The sequence below is a fragment of the Cytobacillus spartinae genome, assembly GCF_042865285.1.
Taxonomy (GTDB): domain Bacteria; phylum Bacillota; class Bacilli; order Bacillales; family Cytobacillaceae; genus Robertmurraya_A; species Robertmurraya_A spartinae.
The window spans coordinates 100,993-123,349 of sequence record NZ_JBIACK010000011.1 but is presented as its reverse complement, the minus strand read 5'-3'; the positions used below and the strand labels follow the sequence as shown (position 1 = coordinate 123,349).

At 36.5% G+C, this 22,357-nt stretch carries 24 protein-coding genes and 1 riboswitch; of the genes, 7 read left to right on the top strand and 17 right to left on the bottom strand.

Annotation, left to right across the window (positions count from 1 at the left end):
• Window positions 1-45 precede the first annotated feature (45 nt).
• The 3 genes from ACFYKX_RS19535 to ACFYKX_RS19525 form a co-directional block, all read right to left on the bottom strand.
• On the bottom strand, window positions 46-1,416 hold the full coding sequence (locus ACFYKX_RS19535; RefSeq protein ID WP_389362777.1) for an MATE family efflux transporter: 1,371 nt from the start codon (window positions 1,414-1,416) through the stop codon (window positions 46-48).
• Between the two features lie 249 nt (window positions 1,417-1,665).
• On the bottom strand, window positions 1,666-1,809 hold the full coding sequence (locus tag ACFYKX_RS19530; RefSeq protein WP_389362776.1) for a tautomerase family protein: 144 nt from the start codon (window positions 1,807-1,809) through the stop codon (window positions 1,666-1,668).
• A gap of 60 nt (window positions 1,810-1,869) precedes the next feature.
• Window positions 1,870-2,862, bottom strand: a complete 993-nt coding sequence (locus tag ACFYKX_RS19525) for a nuclease-related domain-containing protein (protein WP_389362775.1) — start codon at window positions 2,860-2,862, stop codon at window positions 1,870-1,872.
• A gap of 384 nt (window positions 2,863-3,246) precedes the next feature.
• A riboswitch (purine riboswitch) is annotated at window positions 3,247-3,348 on the top strand.
• Between the two features lie 138 nt (window positions 3,349-3,486).
• Here ACFYKX_RS19525 and ACFYKX_RS19520 point away from each other — a divergent pair.
• Window positions 3,487-4,074, top strand: coding sequence for a xanthine phosphoribosyltransferase (locus ACFYKX_RS19520; RefSeq protein ID WP_389362773.1), 588 nt, complete (start codon window positions 3,487-3,489; stop codon window positions 4,072-4,074).
• Between the two features lie 28 nt (window positions 4,075-4,102).
• On the top strand, window positions 4,103-5,626 hold the full coding sequence (locus tag ACFYKX_RS19515; RefSeq protein WP_389362771.1) for an NCS2 family permease: 1,524 nt from the start codon (window positions 4,103-4,105) through the stop codon (window positions 5,624-5,626).
• 71 nt (window positions 5,627-5,697) lie between these two features.
• Here the strand turns inward: ACFYKX_RS19515 and ACFYKX_RS19510 are convergent, their stop codons facing one another.
• The 3 genes from ACFYKX_RS19510 to ACFYKX_RS19500 form a co-directional block, all read right to left on the bottom strand.
• Entirely contained in the window at window positions 5,698-6,981 is a 1,284-nt protein-coding gene (locus ACFYKX_RS19510) for a histidine--tRNA ligase (protein WP_389362769.1), read from the bottom strand.
• Window positions 6,982-7,198: 217 nt separating this feature from the next.
• Window positions 7,199-7,444, bottom strand: a complete 246-nt coding sequence (locus ACFYKX_RS19505) for a DUF3951 domain-containing protein (protein ID WP_389362767.1) — start codon at window positions 7,442-7,444, stop codon at window positions 7,199-7,201.
• Between the two features lie 54 nt (window positions 7,445-7,498).
• Entirely contained in the window at window positions 7,499-7,855 is a 357-nt protein-coding gene (locus ACFYKX_RS19500; protein ID WP_389362765.1) for a YfjL-like protein, read from the bottom strand.
• Window positions 7,856-8,210: 355 nt separating this feature from the next.
• Between ACFYKX_RS19500 and ACFYKX_RS19495 the strand changes: the two genes are divergently transcribed.
• Window positions 8,211-8,528: a hypothetical protein gene (locus ACFYKX_RS19495; RefSeq protein WP_389362763.1), complete on the top strand. Its 318-nt coding sequence runs from the start codon at window positions 8,211-8,213 to the stop codon at window positions 8,526-8,528.
• A 62-nt stretch (window positions 8,529-8,590) separates the two neighbouring features.
• On the opposite strand, the gene ACFYKX_RS19490 is transcribed toward ACFYKX_RS19495, so the two are convergent.
• The 8 genes from ACFYKX_RS19490 to ACFYKX_RS19455 form a co-directional block, all read right to left on the bottom strand.
• Complete coding sequence (locus tag ACFYKX_RS19490; RefSeq protein ID WP_389362761.1) at window positions 8,591-9,127, bottom strand: hypothetical protein; 537 nt, start codon at window positions 9,125-9,127, stop codon at window positions 8,591-8,593.
• A gap of 167 nt (window positions 9,128-9,294) precedes the next feature.
• Window positions 9,295-9,963 carry a CDP-diacylglycerol--serine O-phosphatidyltransferase gene (gene pssA, locus ACFYKX_RS19485; RefSeq protein ID WP_389362936.1) on the bottom strand — a complete coding sequence of 223 codons (669 nt, stop codon included), beginning with the start codon at window positions 9,961-9,963 and terminating at the stop codon, window positions 9,295-9,297.
• Between the two features lie 966 nt (window positions 9,964-10,929).
• Complete coding sequence (locus ACFYKX_RS19480; RefSeq protein ID WP_389362760.1) at window positions 10,930-11,088, bottom strand: hypothetical protein; 159 nt, start codon at window positions 11,086-11,088, stop codon at window positions 10,930-10,932.
• 41 nt (window positions 11,089-11,129) lie between these two features.
• The gene (locus ACFYKX_RS19475) at window positions 11,130-11,282 is read right to left on the bottom strand and encodes a YetF domain-containing protein (RefSeq protein ID WP_389362758.1); all 153 of its coding nucleotides are present in this window, start codon (window positions 11,280-11,282) and stop codon (window positions 11,130-11,132) included.
• Window positions 11,270-11,815: a DUF421 domain-containing protein gene (locus ACFYKX_RS19470; RefSeq protein WP_389362757.1), complete on the bottom strand. Its 546-nt coding sequence runs from the start codon at window positions 11,813-11,815 to the stop codon at window positions 11,270-11,272. Before ACFYKX_RS19470 ends, ACFYKX_RS19475 begins: the two co-directional genes overlap by 13 nt.
• 113 nt (window positions 11,816-11,928) lie before the next feature.
• The gene (locus ACFYKX_RS19465; RefSeq protein ID WP_389362755.1) at window positions 11,929-12,282 is read right to left on the bottom strand and encodes a VOC family protein; all 354 of its coding nucleotides are present in this window, start codon (window positions 12,280-12,282) and stop codon (window positions 11,929-11,931) included.
• 27 nt (window positions 12,283-12,309) lie between these two features.
• Complete coding sequence (locus tag ACFYKX_RS19460) at window positions 12,310-12,687, bottom strand: DnaJ family domain-containing protein (RefSeq protein WP_389362753.1); 378 nt, start codon at window positions 12,685-12,687, stop codon at window positions 12,310-12,312.
• Window positions 12,688-12,771: 84 nt separating this feature from the next.
• Window positions 12,772-13,161, bottom strand: a complete 390-nt coding sequence (locus tag ACFYKX_RS19455) for a VOC family protein (RefSeq protein ID WP_389362751.1) — start codon at window positions 13,159-13,161, stop codon at window positions 12,772-12,774.
• Window positions 13,162-13,390: 229 nt separating this feature from the next.
• Between ACFYKX_RS19455 and ACFYKX_RS19450 the strand changes: the two genes are divergently transcribed.
• Window positions 13,391-13,828: a BsuPI-related putative proteinase inhibitor gene (locus tag ACFYKX_RS19450; RefSeq protein ID WP_389362749.1), complete on the top strand. Its 438-nt coding sequence runs from the start codon at window positions 13,391-13,393 to the stop codon at window positions 13,826-13,828.
• Between the two features lie 49 nt (window positions 13,829-13,877).
• Here ACFYKX_RS19450 and ACFYKX_RS19445 read toward each other — a convergent pair whose 3' ends face one another.
• Window positions 13,878-15,332: a CoA-acylating methylmalonate-semialdehyde dehydrogenase gene (locus tag ACFYKX_RS19445; RefSeq protein WP_389362747.1), complete on the bottom strand. Its 1,455-nt coding sequence runs from the start codon at window positions 15,330-15,332 to the stop codon at window positions 13,878-13,880.
• Between the two features lie 16 nt (window positions 15,333-15,348).
• Window positions 15,349-16,548, bottom strand: coding sequence for an iron-containing alcohol dehydrogenase (locus ACFYKX_RS19440; protein ID WP_389362934.1), 1,200 nt, complete (start codon window positions 16,546-16,548; stop codon window positions 15,349-15,351).
• Between the two features lie 262 nt (window positions 16,549-16,810).
• Between ACFYKX_RS19440 and ACFYKX_RS19435 the strand changes: the two genes are divergently transcribed.
• The 3 genes from ACFYKX_RS19435 (at window position 16,811) to ACFYKX_RS19425 (ending at window position 20,498) form a co-directional block, all read left to right on the top strand.
• Entirely contained in the window at window positions 16,811-18,064 is a 1,254-nt protein-coding gene (locus ACFYKX_RS19435) for an ATP-binding protein (RefSeq protein WP_389362745.1), read from the top strand.
• A gap of 168 nt (window positions 18,065-18,232) precedes the next feature.
• Complete coding sequence (locus tag ACFYKX_RS19430) at window positions 18,233-18,427, top strand: small, acid-soluble spore protein, alpha/beta type (RefSeq protein WP_389362744.1); 195 nt, start codon at window positions 18,233-18,235, stop codon at window positions 18,425-18,427.
• Between the two features lie 340 nt (window positions 18,428-18,767).
• Entirely contained in the window at window positions 18,768-20,498 is a 1,731-nt protein-coding gene (locus ACFYKX_RS19425; protein ID WP_389362742.1) for a methyl-accepting chemotaxis protein, read from the top strand.
• A 140-nt stretch (window positions 20,499-20,638) separates the two neighbouring features.
• Here ACFYKX_RS19425 and ACFYKX_RS19420 read toward each other — a convergent pair whose 3' ends face one another.
• Window positions 20,639-22,333 carry a M3 family oligoendopeptidase gene (locus tag ACFYKX_RS19420; protein WP_389362740.1) on the bottom strand — a complete coding sequence of 565 codons (1,695 nt, stop codon included), beginning with the start codon at window positions 22,331-22,333 and terminating at the stop codon, window positions 20,639-20,641.
• Between the last annotated feature and the right edge of the window lie 24 nt (window positions 22,334-22,357).

The following is a 22,357-nucleotide window of genomic DNA, read 5'->3' as shown; positions in this document are numbered from 1 at the left end:
AAATGAACTTTTTTTACACTCATTCATTAAATCCAAAAGATAATCCTATACAACCTCTTTAACTTGAGAAACCACAAATCGCTTTCTTTGGATGTAAATAAGTCTTATCGACAATCCTATGCCTGCTGCTAGTAATCCTGAGGTCAAGCCTATCCAATATCCCGTTGCACCAAAAGAGGTATAGTTAGCAAGTAAATACCCCACCGGTAAACAAACCAGCCAATATGCAATAAGGGTCATAATAAATGCGATATTTACATCTTTGTATCCTCTTAGGGCCGCTAACGCTGTAACTTGAATCGCGTCTGACACTTGGAAAAATAGGGCATAAATGAGGAATGTTCCTGTTAAGCTAATAACAGCTGCTTCATTTGAGTAAAAGCCTGCAACATCATAGCGGAAAAATACAACAAGTAGTCCGGTGATGGTTGCGATCAGGATAGAAATACTTATACCCAGCCAGCTATAAGTTTTTGCATCTTGATATCGCTTAGCCCCTACCTCATAGCCAACCAATACGGTTAGCGCCATTGAAATACTAATCGGAATCATGTATAAAAAAGCGACCACATTCAAAGCTGTTTGATAGGCAGCAATTGTTGTAATGTTGAATTTACTGATTAGAATTGTTACTACTGCAAACATGCTCGTTTCAAAGAAAATCGAGAATCCCATCGGAACCCCAATTTTTAAGATTTCCTTACACTTTTCAAAAGAAAACTCTTTGAAATCTGAAAGAACAATATGTGCAGAGAAAGGTTCTTTCGTTTTAATAATGTAAATACTCATACCTAGAATAACCCAATATGTGATGGAGCTTGCATAACCCCCACCTGCACCACCTAATTCCGGAAATCCCCATTTTCCAAAAATCAAAACATAGTTAAAAAAGAAGTTTATAGGTAATGCCATTAATAAAATAAACATAACAATTCTAGTTTTACCTAATGCGTAAATAAATGATCTTAAAACATTAAACATGAACAAAGGAATGATTCCAAAACTTAATCCAACTAAGTAATCAAAAGCTGTCTCGTGCACGGCTGTTGGTAAATTCATTCCATTCAAAATAGGGGATAACAAGAAAAAGCCAAGAAAAATAACTAAAAGAGCAATAATAAGTGCAAGATAAATCCCATGTGTGACAACGGACGATACTTCCCGATTTTTCTTTTCTCCAAATCGTTGTGCAGCGATAGGAGAAACAGCTAATAGAATCCCACTCAATCCTGTGAATATCGGGTTCCATATTGATGAGCCAATCGCTACCCCAGCTAAATCTGACGGGTTATACTTTCCAGACATGATCGTATTGAAAAAAACCATTGAAAACATGCCAAGCTGGGTAATTAATATGGGGACAAGCAATATAAAAATTTGTTTTACTTTCTCATTAATCGTAAACGTTTGTTTCATGTGGTACTACTCCTTATGTTGAATGGTAAAAATCATGTTAAAGTGTTTCTAAATAAAGCTTTAAGAGTTCATTATATCACCAGTTTTAGGGAATCATCACCCTAAAATCCCCATGAAAAAGAGCATTACTTCCTGCCGAATAGAAGCAATGCTTGCCCTTCACTAAAAAACAGCTAATCTTTAGTCGTCTTCCCAAACCCAGCGCCAAACTTTATTGACTGGAGTTCTCCGTTACTCGCCCAGTTCTCTCTATGCGTACTCACCAAAGATTTCAGTCACCCATTCCTCTTTTACATCAAAAGTTTGAGCAGCCTCTTTTGTTATCATTTCAACAAATTTTTGTTTTTGTTCGGATGATCTACCCTTAGCTAACTGTACTGTTATGATAGGCATTACCGTGCCCTCCAGATATCAATTAAATGGTTCTCCCTCATTCTACCACAAACTTCCAATTTAGGAATGGATATATTTTTTAAAAATAGTGAGGGTTAACTCATATTTCCTATTCTTGTAGTCTCCAGACGAAGGAAGATTTAACGAACTTAGAAGTTTGTTGCAAATGGAGCTAGAGGGTAAGCGGAGGAACTCACGGGCTTTTTGATTGTTAATCATGGGACCGAACAAAAGAAAATAATCTAGTAAACTAGGGAGATAAATGTCCTTACTGTAGTTCTCACAGATTGGACATAACCACCCTCTTCTCTCCTTTGTTAATGGCATGAATAGGCATTCTGAACAATAAACACCTGTCATTATTTCAGATCTATGTAGCTGAAAGATCTTTAAAATATCAGAACTATACTCCCTATGTTGCTTGATCAGTTGACGTGACAATTTTTTTGCCTCTTGTCGGGTGATTAATTCTTTCTTAAACATACTGTCAATTGTAGCGATTTTTTTAGGAATTGCTTCTGCATGAATGACTTTATTGGAGATTTCATGATTTTGCTTTGTAGCTTTAATAAGCGAGGAGTACTTACTTATAACAACGAAGGAATTGATAGGCACTAAAGGGAAATTAAACTTTTGCAGCCATTTTCGTAGCTGTATTTGGAGCCTTTCAATTTGTAATAGAGGATCAGGAAATACTTCTTCTTTTTCATTAATCGTTCTTATTAGTTGGTTAAATGATTGATCAAATAATAATGTACCAATCATATTTTTAACTTCAATAATGATGGCAAATCTAGACGTTAGAATAAGCGTGTCTATTTGAAAAAAGTATCCTCCTTCTCCTTCAAGTCTTAGATCATGAAAAATTAGATAGTCTTTAGTTGATAATTGATCTAAATAATAATCAATCGATTTCTCTCCCTGAAAACCAGCTTTGTTTTTCGCATATTCACCTTCAATTTTGCTTCTTTTAGGATGATCCTCTGGCAACCTCCTTAATAATGCTTGAAATTTTAGAACTTTTAATGGAACTAGTCTTTCTTTAAAAATCATTTCTTCACCTTCCTTCGATTTTCCGAGAATAATTCGTTATAAAATAGCAAAATTCCTGCTTTTTAAACTAAGAATTCCCTTTGAGAAAAACACGAATTTTCCTTATCATCCATACTGAATTTTTACTGTCGAAACACAATATTTTTCAATCTAAAAAAATGACCGTTTTTAATTATCAACCAAACTTTAGTCTCTATCGCCCAAATTCAAAGGCCTATTGTCCATATTTGAAATTCCACTGTCCAAACCGTAATAACCTTTTAGAAACCCCAAACCAAATTTAACCAAAACACGAACTAAATATTAACACTTGATATTTTTATTCGTTTTTTACTGTTTTAGGGTTCCATTTTCAAAAAAAATCATATATAATCACTGACATACACAAACAATATAATAAGAACTCGTATAATAGTGGGGATATGGCCCACAAGTTTCTACCAGGTTACCGTAAATGACTTGACTACGAGTGATACTCGAACATTCGTGCATTCATGTTTAAGCACGTGGATTTTAATTATTTTTTTCTAATTAAAACCTGAATGTTAAGGCATCACTTTTAGTCAAAAGTAGCCTTAATATTCGGGTTTTTTGCGTTCCATTTTAAAACAGGAGGAATCATACTTGGAGCAATTAAAAAGAGTTATTTTAGAAAATGGATCTGTTGTCTCTGATGGAGTGTTAAAAGTTGATAGCTTCTTAAACCATCAGATTGATACAAACCTAATGATTAAAGTAGGAAAAGAATTTGCTAGTAGATTTAAGCAAAGTAATATTACCAAAGTTCTAACTTTAGAGTCTTCAGGGATTGCTCCTAGCTTTATGGCAGCACAAGATTTAGGAGTTCCATTAATCTTCGCTAGAAAAAGAAAGTCTTTAACCATGAACAACGATGTTTATACGAGCACGGTATACTCCTATACAAAGGAAACTAGCAATGAAATTGCCGTGTCTAAAAGCTTTTTATCTCTTGGGGACAATGTTCTAATTATCGACGATTTTTTAGCTAACGGACAGGCAGCTCTTGGACTAGCTAACATTGTTGAGCAAGCCGGTGCGAATGTTTCTGGTATTGGGATCGTCATTGAAAAATCGTTCCAAGAAGGACGTTCTAAATTAGAGCAAGCCGGGTACCGAGTTGAATCACTTGCACGTATTCAATCGTTGGATAACGGTAAAGTGTCATTTTTAGAAGAAAAAGCATTAGTCTAATCATTTAAAGTTGAGAGGAGAAAACACCATGAATCAAACTGTTAACTACCCATGGTATAAAAAAGAAGATACAGATGCTTTCTTTGCACTATTTCAAAACAACTTAGCAAACTTTGTTATTATCGCAGTAACAATGCTTGGAATGGGATTCCCAGCTAGCATTGTGTTTGGAAAAGTTATTCCAGGTGCGGCGGTAGCCGTAATGGTCGGTAATTTATATTATGCATATATGGCAAAGCGCTTAGCACAAAAAGAAGGTCGTACAGATGTAACTGCCCTTTCTTACGGGATCAGTACACCCGTTATGTTTGTATTTTTATTCGGTGTTTTAGCACCTGCTAATGCATTAACAGGTGACCCTGAATTAGCTTGGAAAATTGCTGTTGCAGCTGCATTTTTAAGCGGATTAGTTGAGGCATTAGTTAGTGTAACTGGTAATTGGGTTCGCAACCAAATCCCACGTGCAGCGATGCTTGGTGCTCTTGCCGGGGTAGCGATTACGTTTATTGCTGGTGAAATGCTATTTAACACTTTCTCGATCCCAGTTGTTGGACTTGTATCATTAATTATTATCATTGTCGGTGTAGTTGGAAAAATGGCCATGCCTTTTAAAATTCCAACTTCATTATTTGCAGTATTAATTGGAACGATCTTAGCTTTTTCACTAGGCTATCAGTCTCCTGAAAAGATTTCAGAAGGTCTTGCAAATGTAGGTTTCTACCCTATCTTGCCTACCCTTGCTGCATTTGATGGAATGTCTTACTTGTTTGGTGCTTTAATTGGTTTACTTGCAGTTATTATCCCAATCACTTTATACAATGCTATTGAAACAATGAATAATGTGGATGCCATGGCTGCTGCTGGTGATTCATACGATGTACGTGAATGTCAAGCCGTTGATGGTGTTGGAACGATGCTTGGTGCATTATTTGGTGGATTGTTTCCTACTACAGTATACATTGCAACAGTTGGATCAAAGCAAATGGGTGCTGGACGTGGATACAGTATTTTAAATGCAATCGTTTTTGGTCTTGCTGCCATGACAGGATTAATTGCTGCTTTTTCAGCTATCATTCCTCTTGCTGCTGTTGCTCCAATCCTAGTTTTTGTAGGGATGTCTATGGTGACTACAGCATTTAGTGCAAACGAAACAAAATATTTCCCTGCAGTTGGGATTGCAATGCTTCCCTATTTCGCAAACTATGTGATGACGCGTTTCAATAAATCTGCTGGGGAAGTCGTAGAGGGGATTTCTGCGGGTATTGTCCCACTTGGACAAGGTGCCATGTTTACAGCCATTATTCTAGGTGCGATTACAGTATGTATCATTGATAAGAAATTCGGAAAAGCGAGCATTTTCTCATTAGTTGGAGCTTTCTTATCTTTCGTTGGATTTATGCACGCTCCAAAATTAGCTTTTAATGCAGCACCAGATTTTTCAGTTGCTTATTTATTAACGTCCATTTTCTTAGTTTACTGTGCATATCAACATGCCAACAGTACTGTAAAAGGTGCAGATACTGTTGCTGTAGGTCAAAGAGTCGCTTCGTAAGTTTTCAAACATGGAAAAAGCAGTCCTGATCATATAAGATTATGACTGCTTTTTTATTCGGGTAAGTAGAACTAATTGTATTTAAAAACCTCTAGTACCTCTTCTCCAGAAACCATGTCCTTTACCTTGTAGAAATTATTTCTAACCTCTTCTTCTCCAATCAAAATGACTTTGCGAATGTTTTCCTTATTGGCTCGATCCATCACCTTGCCAAGTTTCTCTCTTGCCATCTCTAACTCCACATTAAAACCTTTTCGTCTTAAAAAAGTCGCTACTAGTAAAGCTTCTTTTTCAGTATTGAGTGGAATGATGTAATAATCTGTCTCACAGTCTTTGATTGAATCCTTCCCTATGAGTTGCATCGCCGTAAAAATAACATCTAAGCCAAATGAAATCCCTACAGTTGCATACGTCTGATTGTTACCTATTAAACCACCAATTGCGTTGTCATAACGTCCACCGCTTCCTATACTAGATTTCACCTTTTCATTTAATAGAAAAATCTCATAAATGGTTCCTGTATATATTTCTAGCCCTCTTGCTAAGTAAGGATTAAATACGCACTCATTCTCTATCTTGAGGTACTTTAGAAATGAGTTTAATTCATTTAACTCTTCAACCCCCTGTTTAACTAGTTCATTTTTATCCATGTATTGTTCAAAGTAATCAATCTCTTTAGCACGAACATCTGATAACAGCATCTTAATGGTATGGACCGTTTCAACTGGCAATTCCTTTTCTATTAATTCTTCTATAACACCTTCAAGGCCAATCTTCTCAAGTTTATCAATTGTTAAAACGACTTCATTTATTTTTTCAGAAGGTGTTTCAAACACCTCTAATATCCCTGTTAGCAATTTACGATTGTTATATTGTATAGTAACGTCCAAATCAAGTTCTCTAAAAGCTTCTACAGCCATCATCATCAACTCTGCCTCGGCTAATTGGGAGTCAACTCCGACGATATCGACATCACATTGTGTGAATTCACGAAGTCTACCTGTTTTGATAGGACCATCACGAAAAACCTTTCCAATTTCATAACGTTTAAAAGGCATCCTAATTCCAGGATTCATTGCCACAACTTTCGCAAATGGAATGGTAAGGTCATAACGAAGTGCTAACTCTCTTTCACCTCTATCCGATAAGGTATACATTTCTTGAAGGATTTCTGCACCACCACCATATTTAGAGGCTAAAAGTTCCTGATAATTAAGAATTGGAGTCTCCAACGGCTTGCAGCCGTATTTTATAAAGACATCCTCTAATGTTCTCCTTACCTTCCTTCTGATTATCTCGGACCCCGGTAAATAATCTTGTGTTCCCTTAACATTTTGATAATCCATCTTTTTCATTTAAATAACATCTCCTTTTTTCATTTAAAAAAAGCAAAAAACCGCACTCGATTAAGTGAGTTTACTCAATCAAATGCGGATTAACGAAAAATAGCCTTCCTATTTACGATTTTCTAAAAATCGAAACAGCAAAGCTACGTTTTATGATGATGTAATGATTGTACGCTAGATAAATAACACATATTTTTCCACCCCATATTGATAAGAATCTATCATGTTAGGAGTTTTTACGCAAGATTATTTTAGCTTTATTCTTATCCTTATCATCACCCTGATCATCATCTTCAGCTATAACCTCTTGTTCTTCATGAAACTCAACGGACGTTTGACCGGTGATTTGATCAAACGGAGTATAAAAAAGACTTACATTCTTCTTTTTAACCATTACTTTATAAAAACCAATCATGACAATGACAACAATGACTAGTGGGAATCCAATTACTGCTAAATTAATGACATTCATACTTACCTCCTGCAAAAATAAAGCACCCTAAACGAGTGACTCGCTTTAAAGCTTTTAGTTTAACAGTTTGTGAATTTCAGGTTCAATGTGTTTATATTCCTTGCTTGGATAGTAATCAAATATCGTTTGTGCAACAGTTCCCTGTTTTTTTACGTATGTATATTGGAACTGGGGTTCATCCTTAAACACAATTTTCGTATAGTAATAACCGGTAGCCATCGAATAAGAAGTAGATTTTACATAAAAATCTTCTTTACTATAGCTTTTCTCGTTAACAAGGTAGTCAATGACCTGATTCTCTGAAAGCTTTTTAGAAATTGGATTGCCAACAAAAGAGTCTATTACTGCACAACCTAATACAATAACCACAAACAATAGACTGACGGTTAAAGCCCAAGAAAGTTTTTTCATAGACACTTTTCCTCCTTCTATTATATAGACGACTAAATAGTCTGAAATGTTTCAACAATTCAAGATTTAAATAAAGCTTTTAATTGCAGAGGGTAGTTAGCCTGGAGGGGCTAGGTGAAGAGGCCGGAGGAGGATTTAATACCTTCAAAGTTACTCTCATCAATTAATCTCCGAACAAAAAGCACAAAGGCAACAACCTTTGTGTCTAACGTTTGATATTAAAGATTGGCAATAATTGTAAAGAGGTATCTTAAAAAATGTTATATCGCTTATATGAAATCGTATAGAATAAATTTGCATTCACATGGCAATTCTAAAAGTATCATTTGTAAAAAGATTCCAAAGGAGCTCTAATATGTCTGTTTTTGTATATCAAACGTTTGAAATTAAGCAAGATAAATTCTATGAAGCGGTAGACAATTTAAAGGAGATGCAAAAGTATAGAAGTGACAACTATGATCATAAAGTAGACATTCTCACCCCCATATCCGGAAATGATCATACTTACGCATTGCTATTTACGTATGACGGAATGGCTGAAATGGAACTTCAAAACAAGAAAATGTTTGAAGATGAGGAGTATTTAAAGCTTGTAAAAGATTTTTTTATTGAGCACGTTGTCCAAGGAACGATGCACACCCAAATGTATCGTTCTCTTACTGTAAAAAAATAAGTGATATCATTTCTTCGGCTGCCTTAATTGGCAGCCAATGTTATTACTGGAGATTACTCAAATTATTTAGCATTTTTATAGGAAGGAACATTTTTTTCAATCACTGTTCCTGTAAAGATAAAGTCTGGGATAAGAATAGCATCCTCAGATATGTCTCCTGTGTTTTCACTTGTTGCAGGAAATGATACATCGCCAAAGTACAATTGGGCTTTAACAAAATAGACGGGTGGTTGTCCATTAATAAGTGGGGTTTTATCTACACCAATAATAGTGGTTGTATCAAACCCTCCCTGACTTTCTGTATCAGCTACACTGGCAATCAGCTCTCCATCATAAGTAGTCCTCGTAATGGAAAAAACGATTCTTGTATTATCTGCGTTTGCCGCCCAAGATATATTTGCCTTAAGCTCAACCCAGTCACCCTTCCTAACCGTATTAAGGACTAGCGGCCCCATTAATTGAATCTCAATCGGAGGGTTTGCTTCCTCCCCATCAGGTGCACGTCTTCTAAGGGTTCCTTCAAAATTTTTCCCTACTGTTTGAAACTCTTTAAAGAAATCAAATTTCGGAGATTTTCCTGACTTTTCTTTTTCTTTCATAATGATCACCTCATGGCTAGTATATTCTTGGGATACCAAAGAGGCTTGTACTGTTGACTATTAAAAGCATTTAGAAAAGCACATTTATAGATTCAATAGCGGATAATACTAGACAAAAAAGACGCGCAGTAGAACTACACGTCATAAAATACAAGATATAACGGAAATTAATCCACTTCTTTTTTATTCTTCCCTTTCACAAAACGATAGGCAACGTATGTGATATATAACGGGGTTGCGATATATATTAGATAAGGAAATTGTGCGTAGGTTCCTCTATAAATAACGTATAGTAAGCACCCAATAAATAAGGTTACAATAGTCCCGTACTTTGGTAGTGGAACTTCTTTTAAGCTAGGGATTCTGATTCTACTTACCATTAAAAAACATAGACCTGTAAATACAACCGTTGTGATGATGTTCGGAATGCTGTCTCCGAATAATGTTAGTAATGCAAGGATCCCACCTGCAGCCGTGATCGGTACACCGATAAAATAATTTAGAGATGTTTTATCTGAGCTAATATTGAACCTTGCTAGACGATAAGCCCCAAATAAAGGAAATAATCCCGCAACCATTAAACCTAAAAGCTCAAATTGATAAAAGTATGTATAATATACTAAAAAAGATGGAGCTACCCCAAAAGTAACAACATCAGCAAGAGAATCAAGCTCTTTTCCTAAGGAACTATCTGCTTTCAGCATTCTAGCAAGTCTTCCATCCATGCTATCCAGCATCATACCAATTAAAATTAAAATGGCTGCGTTATTGAACTGACCATAAGCAGCAAAACCAATTGAAAGAAATCCACAATATAAGTTTCCTATTGTAAACATATTTGGTATAGCTTTAATTAAACGAGATTTCAATTGTTGCCATCTCTCCTCTCGACAACCTTATTGAGTATTTTTGGCTGTTACTTAGTAAGACCTATGAATAATAGAATATCACACGATGTTTTTATGAACAATCGACATTATATATAAGAAAGTCTTTTTAATTATTTTTGTGGGGGGATTAGGTGACTTCGCCTAACTTGAGTCCTGCGATTTTTTTGTTTGGTTCTGTTAGAATTTTGCTTACTTCTGACTGTACTACGCTTTTTTCTTCTTCTGCTGTCTGAACTTCGCCCAACTTCTGACTCTGTTCGAATTTTTTCTTTGGTTCCTGTCAGAACTTCACCCTTCTTCTGACTCTACTCCGCCTTTTTCTTCTCCTCCTGTCAGAACTTCACCCTTCTTCTGACTCTACTCCGCCTTTTTCTTCTCCTCCTGTCAGAACTTCACCATTCTTCTGACACTACTCTGCCTTTTTCTTCTCCTCCTGTCAGAACTTCACCCTTCTTCTGACACTACTCCGCCTTTTTCTTCTCCTCCTGTCAGAACTTCACCCTTCTTCTGACTCTACTCCGCCTTTTTCTTCTCCTCCTGTCAGAACTTCACCCAACTTCTGACACTACTCCGCCTTTTTCTTCTCCTCCTGTCAGAACTTCACCATTCTTCTGACTCTACTCCGCCTTTTTCTTCTTCTACTGTCAGAACTTCACCCAACTTCTGACACTACTCCGCCTTTTTCTTCTCCTCCTGTCAGAACTTCACCCTTCTTCTGACTCTACTCCGCCTTTTTCTTCTCCTCCTGTCAGAACTTCACCCTTCTTCTGACTCTACTCCGCCTTTTTCTTCTCCTCCTGTCAGAACTTCACCCTTCTTCTGACACTACTCCGCCTTTTTCTTCTCCTCCTGTCAGAACTTCACCCTTCTTCTGACACTACTCCGCCTTTTTCTTCTCCTCCTGTCCGAACTTCACCCTTCTTCTGACACTACTCCGCTTTTTTCTTTCGCACCTGTCCGAACTTGGTTCAAATTCGAACTGCTGCTGGCTTCTTTCTTCCCCTCCTGTCCGAACTTCGCTTGACTTCGAACTGCTGCTGGCTTCTTTCTACCGCTCCTGTCCAAACGCACTTTCCCAAACACCATAGATTTATATCTAATCAAGCCACTTATTAATGAACAACATCATTCTTGCTATCAATATAAAGGGTACCATCCTTTTGCACTTCTGCATAAAAGACCTCTGAAATAGAGTTGATTCCACCTTGTGATAACTTTTGCTCCAACCATTTTGTATCCAAGTTTAATTTTTTCAAATTCTCCATATTAATAACCCCATCAGAGACAGGATTGGATACACATTTTGGGGTTTAGTTATATTCATATCACTTGCTGTTAAAGGCTGTTTCATATCTTTCCTCATTACAGAAAGTCTACCATCCGTTTCGAAGATTGCATATTCAACATCTTTTATGGAAAAAGTATTTTTTTCCCTTAGCATTGCATTAAGAGCATCGACATCAAGTCGGGTTCTTCGGAGAGCTTTCTCCATAATTTGACCATTTTTTATAACTATAAGTGGATCTCCTTCAATAACCTTTCTGAATTTCTTAGAATTGATGTCTATGAAACCTACGATAATAGTTATTGCTGCCCACCCGACAAGGGCAATAACTCCATTACGAATGGACAATTCATTATTGATCACTAGAGATCCACCTATTGTTCCAATAGAAATCGCTGATACTAAATTAAAAAATGTCATCTGACTAATTTCTTTTCTTCCCATAATCCGAGTTAAGGCCAACAAAACAATGAACGATAGAACAAGTCTAGTGATAAGCTCCCATACACCCATTCAGTCAATCTCCTTTTATTTTTTAGTGTGACTTTTTTAGGATCGTTTTATTTATAGATGACACCTTAAATTTAAAGGAGCCAACAAGACTGTCGGCTCCTCTCGAATACAATTTAAAAACAACAAACCTCTAATTCATTTCCTTCTAGATCTTTAAATTTGAACCACTTTACATTGATATCTTCTTCAATGGGACCAACTACCACACCATTTTCAGTGAGGTGTTTATGGGCCTCTTCAATATTTTCAGTGTAAAAGTTAAAATAGACGGTTGGAGACTCCACTTTTTCTCTATCTGAACGAACTAGAGTTAATGGGGTTTCTCCAATATTTAATGCTGCGTATCCACCTTGATCATCTCTCCAACGAACATCAAATCCTAAAACATGACTATACCATTCTATGGCTTTTTCAAAGTCATTTACCTTTAAGAAAACAGTATCAATTCTTTTAAATATCCCTGTCATTTTAATCTCCTAGCCCCTCAAAAAATTTTATTCCCATGCTTTATATTGGGATTCAATGTTTTCAGCAGTAATAAACCCACGCTGCATATTCGGAGGACATACCCCATTGTATTTTTTAATTTTCTCATTAATTTCAATTATTTGGTTCTGCGTCTTTTCTTCCGTTTTATCTTTATCGATAACTTTTGAGATTAAATCTCTTATTTCCTTTTGCAGACTAACCCAAGAAGGTAGATAACCTGCGTTTTTTGCCATTCTCGTAAAATTGCTATATGTGTCCCCTGAAAACAAGGTGTTGGGTAGAGGTTTTCCAAATCCAGGATTTCTTTTTATCTCTTCATCGAGGTTATAATCCTTCGACACCTGATCCATCCAATTGACATGTTTGTCCTTATTATTCTCCATGCTTTTTCTCCCCCCTAAGCTATCCAATCACTTATTTTTTCATTTTTTATAGGAAAATAAGTATAACGTAACCATTCAGCGTTTTTATAAAACCATATTTGGTGTATATGCCACCTCTAGAACATAACCATCCGGATCATAAAAATCTACCGTATAATAGCCCTCAGAATATTCATTTCTCTCAATGGGACCTCTTATTATTTTGATGTTGTTCCTCACCAAATAATGAAACACCGAATCTACAACTTCTCTACTTTCTGCTTGGAAACATATATGCCTTGGTCCCAATGTATCCTTTCTAGCATGACTGACTTCCTTAAAATAAATCTCAATGGATCCCGTACTATATGCCCAATCATTAAGTTTCTTCCAGCCAATTATTTCAAATAATCCTTCATAAAAAGGGAGGGAATTCTCTCCATTGGAAATCCAAAACTCGATATGATTAATGCCTGGCTTCCATTTTTTGTCCATAGATACCAACCTTTCATAAATTAGAAAAACTCATCATGGACATATACTCTATAACTGAAAAAATCTCCTTCCCAAATAGCAAAGTAATTTTACAAAAAGAGGAAAAGCTTACGCTGTCCGTCTTAGCATATATTTATATTTCGCTATGAATGTTGTAACTTTACTCTCAAAAGACACGACAAATTAGTTAAAGGGAAAGTTTTAACCCATAAAGAATTGAGGGAAAATAATGAAAAAATTATTACTCATACTATTATTAGGGATCGTTCTAACGGGTTGTGGAACGGGTAACGAAAAAGCTAGTCAAGGTGGAAGTGGTATTGTGGCAGGCGAAGTACAGTCAACGATTGAACCGTTAAGTTCGCAAATATATCAATATGAAGTAAAAAACCAAACTGAAGAGGAAATAAAACTTGATTTTACCAGCTCTCAAAGGTTTGATTATTCCATTAAAACGAGTAAAGGCAAGGACGTTTACCTATTTTCTAGTGTAGCCATGTTCCTACAAGCAACTGGTGAAGAAAAAATTCAATCAGGTGAAAGTTTAACTTACGAGATTGATTTAAAGGATGTAGGTCTTTCACCAGGCGATTATGTATTAACTGTGTGGATGACACCAAAAGACGGGAAAGCATATTCGATTAGTAAAGAATTTAAAGTGGAATAACAAAAACGCAAACAGCTCAGCCCTGAGTTGTTTGCGTTTTTTCGGTTTTTTACCAACGTGCCGTTAACATCTTTCTTCTTGTATAAAACTCGACTCCATCAGAACCATTTGCATGTAAGTCACCGTAAAAAGAATTTTTCCAACCTGAGAACGGGAAAAAGGCCATTGGAGCAGGTACACCAATATTCACTCCCAGCATTCCAACTTCAATGTTCTCTCTAAAATAACGAACATGACTACCATTTTGTGTAAATAAACAAGCTCCATTCCCAAAATCAGATTGGTTTGTTAATTCAATGGCTTCCTCTAAGCTATTAACACGAACGATTGAAAGAACCGGTGCGAAGATTTCTTCCTTCCAAATCTTCATAGATGGGTCAACTTTATCAAAAATCGTTGGACCTATAAAATAACCATCTTCTTGATAAGACTCATCTTTTCTTCCGTCTCTAACTAAAACTGCCCCTTCTAATTCGCCGGTTTCAATATACCCTGCAGTTCTTTCTTTATGTTCTTGCCTAATCACTGGTCCTAAAAAGACATCTGAGTCCAAACCATTCCCAATTTTGATTTCATCTGCTTTTTCAATGAGCTTACTTAGTAGAGGCTCTGCTACATCCCCCACAGCTACAACGACTGAACAAGCCATGCATCTCTCGCCAGCAGATCCGTATGATGCAGAAATAATTTCTTTAACAGCTGCGTCTAGATCGGCATCTGGCATAACAATGGAATGATTTTTTGCACCAGCTAGAGCTTGGACTCTTTTTCCATTTGCCGCACCCGTTTTATATACGTACTCAGCTACCGGCTGTGAGCCTACAAATGATATCGCAGGAACGTCTTTATGCTCTAAGAGTGTATTCACGACTTCATGTGCACCGTGAACAACATTTAAAACACCATCTGGTAGTCCAGCTTCTTTAAATAACTCTGCTAATCTGTTTGCAAGCAGTGGGGTTCTTTCTGATGGCTTAAGTACAAATGTATTTCCTAGAGCAATGGCGAGAGGAAACATCCAACACGGCACCATCATAGGAAAATTAAACGGTGTAATTCCAGCAATCACCCCTACTGGATAACGGTACATTCCGGATTCAATATTAGTCGCAATATCTGGTAACTGTCTACCCATCATTAAGGTTGGAGCACCTGCTGCAAATTCAACACACTCGATTCCTCTTTGAACTTCCCCATGTGCGTCCTTGTAGGTCTTCCCGTTTTCTTTTGTGATTAATTCAGCAAGCTCATCCCAATGATCAACCAATAATTGCTGATATTTAAAAAGAACTCGAGCACGCTTTGGTACAGGTGTCGCACTCCATATTTTGAATGCTTCTTTTGCTACTTTTACAGCATGATCTACATCCTCTTTTGTAGAAATAGGCACTTCAGCGAGTGTTTCCCCCGTAGCTGGATTTGGAACCACTTGGTATTGATCTGTTTTAGCCTCTATCCATTTTCCATTAACAAAATTCATTAGTTTCTTTGTATCAGTAATCATTGCTACTTACCCCTTCCTAATTTCCCACTTTCTCTTCGTTTGAAAAATCATATTTATAGCAAACATGATAAAGTTGTTCAATTTCTGTCTTCGTCGGAACTTTTGGATTATTCCCTGGGCTTCCGCTTGCTAAAGCATCCTCAGCCATCTTACTTACAACGCTTTCAAATTTCTCTTTATCAATTCCCCATTCGGAAAGATTAGGGATATTTAATTTCAGACAAAGATTCTTAACAGCTAACAGGGCAACATTTGCTGCCTCCTCATTATTCATCATTTCTCGATTAGGAGCAAAAATCCTTCCCAAATCTGCTAACCTATCCATACAGGCTTCTTTACTATATTCTAAAACAGCTGGTAAAAGCATGGCGTTAGAATATCCATGAGGCACATGAAAAAGAGCTCCAATCGGCCTAGACATTCCATGAACCAAACATACAGAAGCATTCGAAAATGCGAGTCCCGCTTGTAATGCACCTAAAGCCATGGCTTCTCTTGCATCAATATTTGCACCATCTTCATAAGCAGGTAAAATATTGTTCACAATTAAATTCATGGCAGATAAAGCCATGGTGTCCGTCATCGGATGAGCTCGCTTTGATAAGTAAGCCTCAATGGCATGGCTAAGGGCATCTATACCAGTTGCAGAGGTTACATGCTGGGGAGAGGATACTGTGAGAATTGGATCTACAATGGCAACTGTTGGCATAAAAGAAGGTTGTTTAACCATCATTTTCACTTCTGTCATCGTATTCGTAATAATCGTGACATCTGTAGCTTCTGAACCTGTTCCTGCAGTTGTTGGAACCGCAATATGTGGAATGACACCTTGATTGGCGACTTTTTTAGCTCCTATGTAATCACCAATATATCCCCCATTCTTTGCAAGTACAGCTACTGCTTTCGCAGTATCAATACAACTACCTCCTCCTAGGGAGATGATTAGGTCACATTGTTCTTTCTGAAACAAGGATAGGGCCTCACCGACAAAGATATCTGTCGGTTCCGTACTAACCCCAGTATAAACTACACTCTGCACATCAACTTTACTCAATAACTTTTGACACTTCTCAATAAAGCCTAGCTCTTCAATCACTTTGTCAGAGACAATTAGCGCTTTTTTCCCTTTTAGAGCTGCTTCTAATCCGATTGTCTCAAAAGAATTTCGTCCATATGCAATGGTTTGTGGTGACCTAAAAAATGCGTACCCTTCCATCCCAGTTTTCACTCCCCTAAACTAAATTGGCATTAACCTTTAGGAAATTACCTTGCTAACATAGAAAAGAACCTACTTTGAAACTTATTCATTTGTTTACTAATAGATTCTCGGTTAAAATTATAATTCCTTTTCAAACTTTCAAAATTATCAGTTAAAAGACAAGATAGGTACACAAACTTCTTTGACTTTCTGAAATTAAGAACTTCTGGTAAAATTTAATTTTACGGACTTTTTACTTAATCGGATAGGAGATATCATCTTGGCTAAGAAAAATAAAATACTTTTATTCGTAATTATAAGCTTGCTTTATTTGTTAATAACCGAAGTGATGATTTTCTTATTTGTAAACGAAAGCTTCCTTGCCATTACACATATAGGAAAGAATCTCATCTTTGTCTTATTCACAATCGGATTTGTCATAACCCTATTTAAAAAACAGACGTTTACAAGGGCAGGAAAAAATGATGAACAGCACTTATCTACTCTTATTAACTCCATGGTAGACTTTGTTTGTTTTAAAGATGGAGAAGGTCGCTGGTTAGAAACGAATCAATTTGGACTGAAACTCTTTCAAATAGAACATGTGGATTACAAAGGGAAAACCGATACTGACCTTGCAGAACATACAGAGTTTTACCGTGAAGCCCTCATCTATTGCCAAGAGGTATCTGATCGAATTGCTTGGGAAAATAGGACAACTACACGCTGTGAGGAAGTCATCCCAATGCCAAATGGTTTAACAAAAACCTTTGACACGATTAAACAGCCTTTATTTAATGAGGATGGCTCTCGGAAAGCACTTATTGTCATGGGGCGAGATATCACTGAAAGAAAACTAGCTGAGGAAAAATTACTACGCTCAGAAAAACTATCCGTTATCGGCGAACTTGCGGCAAGTGTTGCTCACGAAATTAGGAATCCCCTCACTTCACTAAAGGGATTTGTTCAATTCATGAAACCAGATAATAGGCAAAACGGTATGTACTATGACATCATGCTAAGTGAGTTAGATCGTATAAACCACATTGTTGGAGAGCTGTTACTTTTGGCGAAACCGCAAGAAATCACGTTCAGTAAATGTGATTTATCAAAAACATTAAAGGATGTTATCTCCCTGTTAGAACCACAGGCAACCATGACAAATGTACAATTAGAATATACAACTTCAGGCCCTTGTTTGGTTGAATGTGAAGTAAATCAAATGAAACAATTGTTAATCAATATTATTAAGAATGGAATAGAGGCTTCTGGCGAAAAAGGAACAGTCTCTATTAATATTAAGCAGAAAGATCACGAAAAAGTATTAATTACTGTAAGTGATACCGGTCTTGGAATTCCGGATGAGTTCTTAAATCGACTAGGCGAGCCTTTTTATAGCTCTAAGGAAAGGGGCACTGGTCTCGGTTTGACGGTAAGTTTTAAAATTGTTCAGCAGCATAAAGGTGAAATTCATTTTAAAAAGAATGAGGATTGTGGGACAACGGTAGAAATCGAGTTGCCAAATGTACAATAAAAAGCATGTTCAGACGAACATGCTTTTTCATATTCCATAGATATCCAAGTTTTCCACTACACCAACTTTACTGATTTTTCTTTATATGAGTACTTTTCAACTATCCTGCTAAAGTTAAAAAAGAGCAATGTTATATTGCTCAAAATTTATCGTCGGGAGTGATGTATCATGGCAAGAAACAAACTATTGGTTCCTGGTTCAGAAAGCGTCCTGAATCAAATGAAAGAAGAAATCGCCAACGAGTTTGGAGTACAACTTGGTGCTGATACGACCGCACGAGCAAATGGCTCTGTTGGTGGAGAGATGACAAAACGCCTTGTCGCGATGGCAGAACAACATCTTAAAAACCAACAGGGTCAATAAGGTCTAAAAAGAAAGAGATCCATATGGATCTCTTTCTTTTTATCCGCAAGACAATCCGCTTCATCATCGAGTACCAGGGTCTAGTATCACTATCGGCTGTGTCTCCAAAAGTCTTTATATAAAAAATTCTTAAGATGGTTATTCATACGCAATTGTCCTGTTTGATGAGAATGACTTTTTTGCATCACCCCCAATATCGCGACAATTTGTGACAATTTTATGAATCTTCATCTTTTCATTTAGGAGAAAGTAGGTATAATTAGTAAATAGTTACTAGTGTTTTATTACTATGTAAACAGTAATAAAACACTAAAATTAATGCACCAAGGGGATGAAGGAAATGAAGTCTATTAAGGTAAAACTCATTAGTATCTCACTTTTACTTCTAGCATTACCTAGCTTAATCATTGGGGTTGTAGGCTATGTAAATGCTAAAAACAGCTTAGACGAAATGGGACAAAAGACCCTAAAAAATGGTGTTGAAATGGCCATCCAGCTTATTGAATCCATGAATGAGGAAGTACAAGCTGGTAAACTATCATTGGATGAAGCACAAGAAAAAGTAAAGGTAAAGTTAATAGGTTCAAGAAATACTGATGGTACTCGTAATATTGAGAGTCCTGTTGACCTCGGTGAAAATGGATACTTTCTAGTTTATGACGAATCAGGGCTTGAAGTTGCACATCCTAGTCTAGAAGGCAAAAACGTATGGGATGTCAAAGATATCGATGGAAACTTTATTGTTCAAGATCAAGTTGAAATTGGAATTTCAGGTGGAGGTTTTTATACATATAAATGGAATTTACCAAATTCTGAAGAAATTAGTGAAAAGGTTACATATAACAAGTATGAACCAAATTGGGGATGGATTGTTTCAGCAGGCACTTATAAGATGGATTTTAACCAATCTGCGAACAAGTTAATGTTTGTCCTTATTATTACCCTAGGTGCTTCCTTATTAATTGGTGGTATTGCGACTTTCTTATTCTCAAAACATCTTGCATCTCCAATCAAGTCCATTACCGACCAAGTAAGTGAGGTATCTAACGGAAATCTCGCAGTTTCACTTAACCATATAAAGCGAAAAGATGAAATTGGAACACTTAATCTACACTTTAATTCTATGGTCAATCATTTAAAAGATTTGATTGGGAATGTAGAAAAATCAATAACTGAAATTAATTCCACCTCTTTAAATTTGACCGCTATTGCAGAAGAGACTTCTGCAGCAGGTGATGAAGTTTCTAGAGCTATAGAAGAAATCTCACGTGGTGCTGTACAACAAGCATCTGATTCTGAAAATACAAACCAAATTTCTATGCAATTCTCAAGCCAAATTGAAAAGGTATATGAAAAAAATCAGCAAATGTTGTTATCTTCAAACGAAGTAAAAGATTCAAATGAACAAGGATTAAAAAACGTAGAAATCTTAAAAAGTAAATCTAATGAAACACATGAGCTAATATCTGGAGTTCAAAGTGTTATATCAGGTTTAGTTAACAAAGTAAAAGAAATCGAAAGTATCGTAGGAACTATTAATGAAATCTCAAATCAAACAAACTTATTAGCCCTAAATGCAAGTATCGAAGCAGCTAGAGCTGGTGAACATGGTAAAGGATTTGCTGTTGTTGCTGATGAAGTAAGAAAGTTAGCAGAACAAACATCAGAAGCAACAAAGAAGGTACGTGAAACACTAAACGGAATTGAACAAGAAACATCTGCCGTTAATAGTGAGATTGACAAAACATCACTTACTGTCCAAGAACAAAACAAGGCTGTAGATGATACAGAATCGTCTTTTAAAATCATTGCTCTTTCGATTAACAAAATTTTAACGTCCATCTCTGAAACTAGTAATGAGATGACACAGCTTATCGAGGCTAAAGATCAACTGACTAGGTCCATTGATAGCATCGCATCTGTAAGCGAGTTGACAGCTGCATCAACTGAACAAGTTACATCCTCTATTGATGAACAGCAAAAAGCCATTCAAGTGGTTTCTGAATCTGCAACAAAATTAAGTGATGAAATCTCCGGTTTGAAACAATCCATAAATAAATTTACGATATAATTTTTAAAGGTTGCTTCTCGATTCTAGATATTTGGGTCGTGAAGCAGCTTTTTTCTTTTTTAGTCCCTCTTTTTTCTTTCACATAACTTCTGTTTTCTATAAAAAAACGAGCAGGATATAAACCCTACTCGTTTGAACTATTAAAGAGATTGATCATCAACAGTATCCAGATACGCTTCAATTTCACCAATAACTGATTTCACACAACCATCTTCAAATGGAGAGATTAAGTTTGCTTCTTTTACAAGCTCAGTGAAAGATTTGCTTCCACCTTGTTTACATAAGTGTAGATAATCTTTCCATGCTTCTTCTGAATGGTCTTGGGTACGTTTCCAGAATTGAAGTGCACAGATTTGAGCAAGTGTGTAGTCAATATAGTAGAAAGGTACTTTGTAAATATGACCTTGTTGCTGCCAGAAACCACCATTTTCTAAATAGTCATTTCCTTCATAATTACGGTGTGGTAGATACTTCTTCTCAATATCTCTCCAAGCTTGTTTACGCTCTGCTGGAGAAGCATCTGGATTCGCATACACAAAATGCTGGAATTCATCGACTGCGACACCATATGGGATAAATAATACAGCTTCACTTAAATGAGAGAACTTATATTTATCTGTATCTCCCTCAAAGAACAACTCCATCCAAGGCCATGCAAAGAATTCCATACTCATTGAGTGAATTTCACACGCTTCTAAAGTTGGGAAACCATATTCAGGCACCTGGAATCCACGACTTTCAAACACCTGGAACGCATGTCCTACTTCATGCTTTAACACACGAACATCACCTTTTGTGCCATTAAAGTTAGCAAAAATGTATGGTGACTTATATTTACTAATGTATGTACAATAACCACCACCAGCTTTACCAGCTTTACTTAATAGGTCCATTAAGTTGTTCTCTACCATGTAAGTATAAAACTCGTTTGTTTCTGGCGACATTTCCTCATACATTTTCTTCGCTTGTTCCACGATCCACTCAGCATCTCCCTTAGGATCAGGGTTACCTGTTTTAAAGCTAAAGCTATCGTCATAATATCTAAATGTATCTACACCAATTCGCTCTTGTTGTTTTTGCTTTAATTTTGTAGCCAAAGGAACAATGTACTCTTTCACTTGATTTCTGAAGTTTGCGACCATTTCAGCATCATAATCCGTACGAGAAAGCCTTGCATAAGCAAGCTCTGTGAAAGAAGAAAAACCTAATTTTTTTGCCATTCTAGTTCGCACTTTTACAAGCTTGTCATACAAATCATCTAATTGATCTGCATGTTCTACAAAAAAGTCATACTTCGCTTCATTCGACTCTTTTCGGATCGTCCGATCTGGTGATTGGTGATAAGGTGTTAGTTGTGAAAGATTTTTCGCTTCACCGTCAAACGGAATTTTTGCCGAAGCTAGTAAATTTACATACTCGCTAACTAGTTTATTTTCTTCCTGCATATCTTTTAATAAATCTGGAGCAAACGTTTTTAACTGACTATCAGCTAATAAGAAAAGTTGTTTCCCCCACTTCTCTTCTAACTGAGAACGGAATGCTGAACTGGTAAGAGCTTCGTAGTACTTTGTGATGAACCCTTTATAGGCTGGCCCCACTTCATTAAAAAACTCTTTTTCTTTATTATAAAACTCATCAGTCGTGTCAATGGTCTGACGAATTTGCACAAGTGTTCTCATCGTCTCAAACTCAGAACGTAGCTCGTTTAACTCTTGCATCACTGCATCTTGAACCTCAAATGAATTAGCAGATTGGAACTTCTCTAACAATTGAGTGAAGCTCGCTTCTACTTCTTCCATATTTGGCCTACTATAGGCGTAATCGTTAAATTGCATGAAAAATCCTCCTCCAAATTTTAT

Coding starts and splice junctions, on each gene's coding strand:
- ACFYKX_RS19515 (WP_389362771.1), top strand. CDS start 4,103: ATGAATCAAACTGTTAACTACCCATGGTATAAAAAAGAAGATACAGAT.
- ACFYKX_RS19470 (WP_389362757.1), bottom strand. CDS start 11,815: ATGGGTGTATGGGAGCTTATCACTAGACTTGTTCTATCGTTCATTGTT.
- ACFYKX_RS19530 (WP_389362776.1), bottom strand. CDS start 1,809: ATGCCTATCATAACAGTACAGTTAGCTAAGGGTAGATCATCCGAACAA.
- ACFYKX_RS19425 (WP_389362742.1), top strand. CDS start 18,768: ATGAAGTCTATTAAGGTAAAACTCATTAGTATCTCACTTTTACTTCTA.
- ACFYKX_RS19525 (WP_389362775.1), bottom strand. CDS start 2,862: ATGATTTTTAAAGAAAGACTAGTTCCATTAAAAGTTCTAAAATTTCAA.
- ACFYKX_RS19535 (WP_389362777.1), bottom strand. CDS start 1,416: ATGAAACAAACGTTTACGATTAATGAGAAAGTAAAACAAATTTTTATA.
- ACFYKX_RS19495 (WP_389362763.1), top strand. CDS start 8,211: ATGTCTGTTTTTGTATATCAAACGTTTGAAATTAAGCAAGATAAATTC.
- ACFYKX_RS19505 (WP_389362767.1), bottom strand. CDS start 7,444: ATGAATGTCATTAATTTAGCAGTAATTGGATTCCCACTAGTCATTGTT.
- ACFYKX_RS19490 (WP_389362761.1), bottom strand. CDS start 9,127: ATGAAAGAAAAAGAAAAGTCAGGAAAATCTCCGAAATTTGATTTCTTT.
- ACFYKX_RS19500 (WP_389362765.1), bottom strand. CDS start 7,855: ATGAAAAAACTTTCTTGGGCTTTAACCGTCAGTCTATTGTTTGTGGTT.
- ACFYKX_RS19455 (WP_389362751.1), bottom strand. CDS start 13,161: ATGGACAAAAAATGGAAGCCAGGCATTAATCATATCGAGTTTTGGATT.
- ACFYKX_RS19475 (WP_389362758.1), bottom strand. CDS start 11,282: ATGGAGAATTTGAAAAAATTAAACTTGGATACAAAATGGTTGGAGCAA.
- ACFYKX_RS19430 (WP_389362744.1), top strand. CDS start 18,233: ATGGCAAGAAACAAACTATTGGTTCCTGGTTCAGAAAGCGTCCTGAAT.
- ACFYKX_RS19450 (WP_389362749.1), top strand. CDS start 13,391: ATGAAAAAATTATTACTCATACTATTATTAGGGATCGTTCTAACGGGT.
- ACFYKX_RS19460 (WP_389362753.1), bottom strand. CDS start 12,687: ATGGAGAATAATAAGGACAAACATGTCAATTGGATGGATCAGGTGTCG.
- ACFYKX_RS19510 (WP_389362769.1), bottom strand. CDS start 6,981: ATGAAAAAGATGGATTATCAAAATGTTAAGGGAACACAAGATTATTTA.
- pssA (WP_389362936.1), bottom strand. CDS start 9,963: ATGTTTACAATAGGAAACTTATATTGTGGATTTCTTTCAATTGGTTTT.
- ACFYKX_RS19440 (WP_389362934.1), bottom strand. CDS start 16,548: ATGGAAGGGTACGCATTTTTTAGGTCACCACAAACCATTGCATATGGA.
- ACFYKX_RS19420 (WP_389362740.1), bottom strand. CDS start 22,333: ATGCAATTTAACGATTACGCCTATAGTAGGCCAAATATGGAAGAAGTA.
- ACFYKX_RS19445 (WP_389362747.1), bottom strand. CDS start 15,332: ATGATTACTGATACAAAGAAACTAATGAATTTTGTTAATGGAAAATGG.
- ACFYKX_RS19465 (WP_389362755.1), bottom strand. CDS start 12,282: ATGACAGGGATATTTAAAAGAATTGATACTGTTTTCTTAAAGGTAAAT.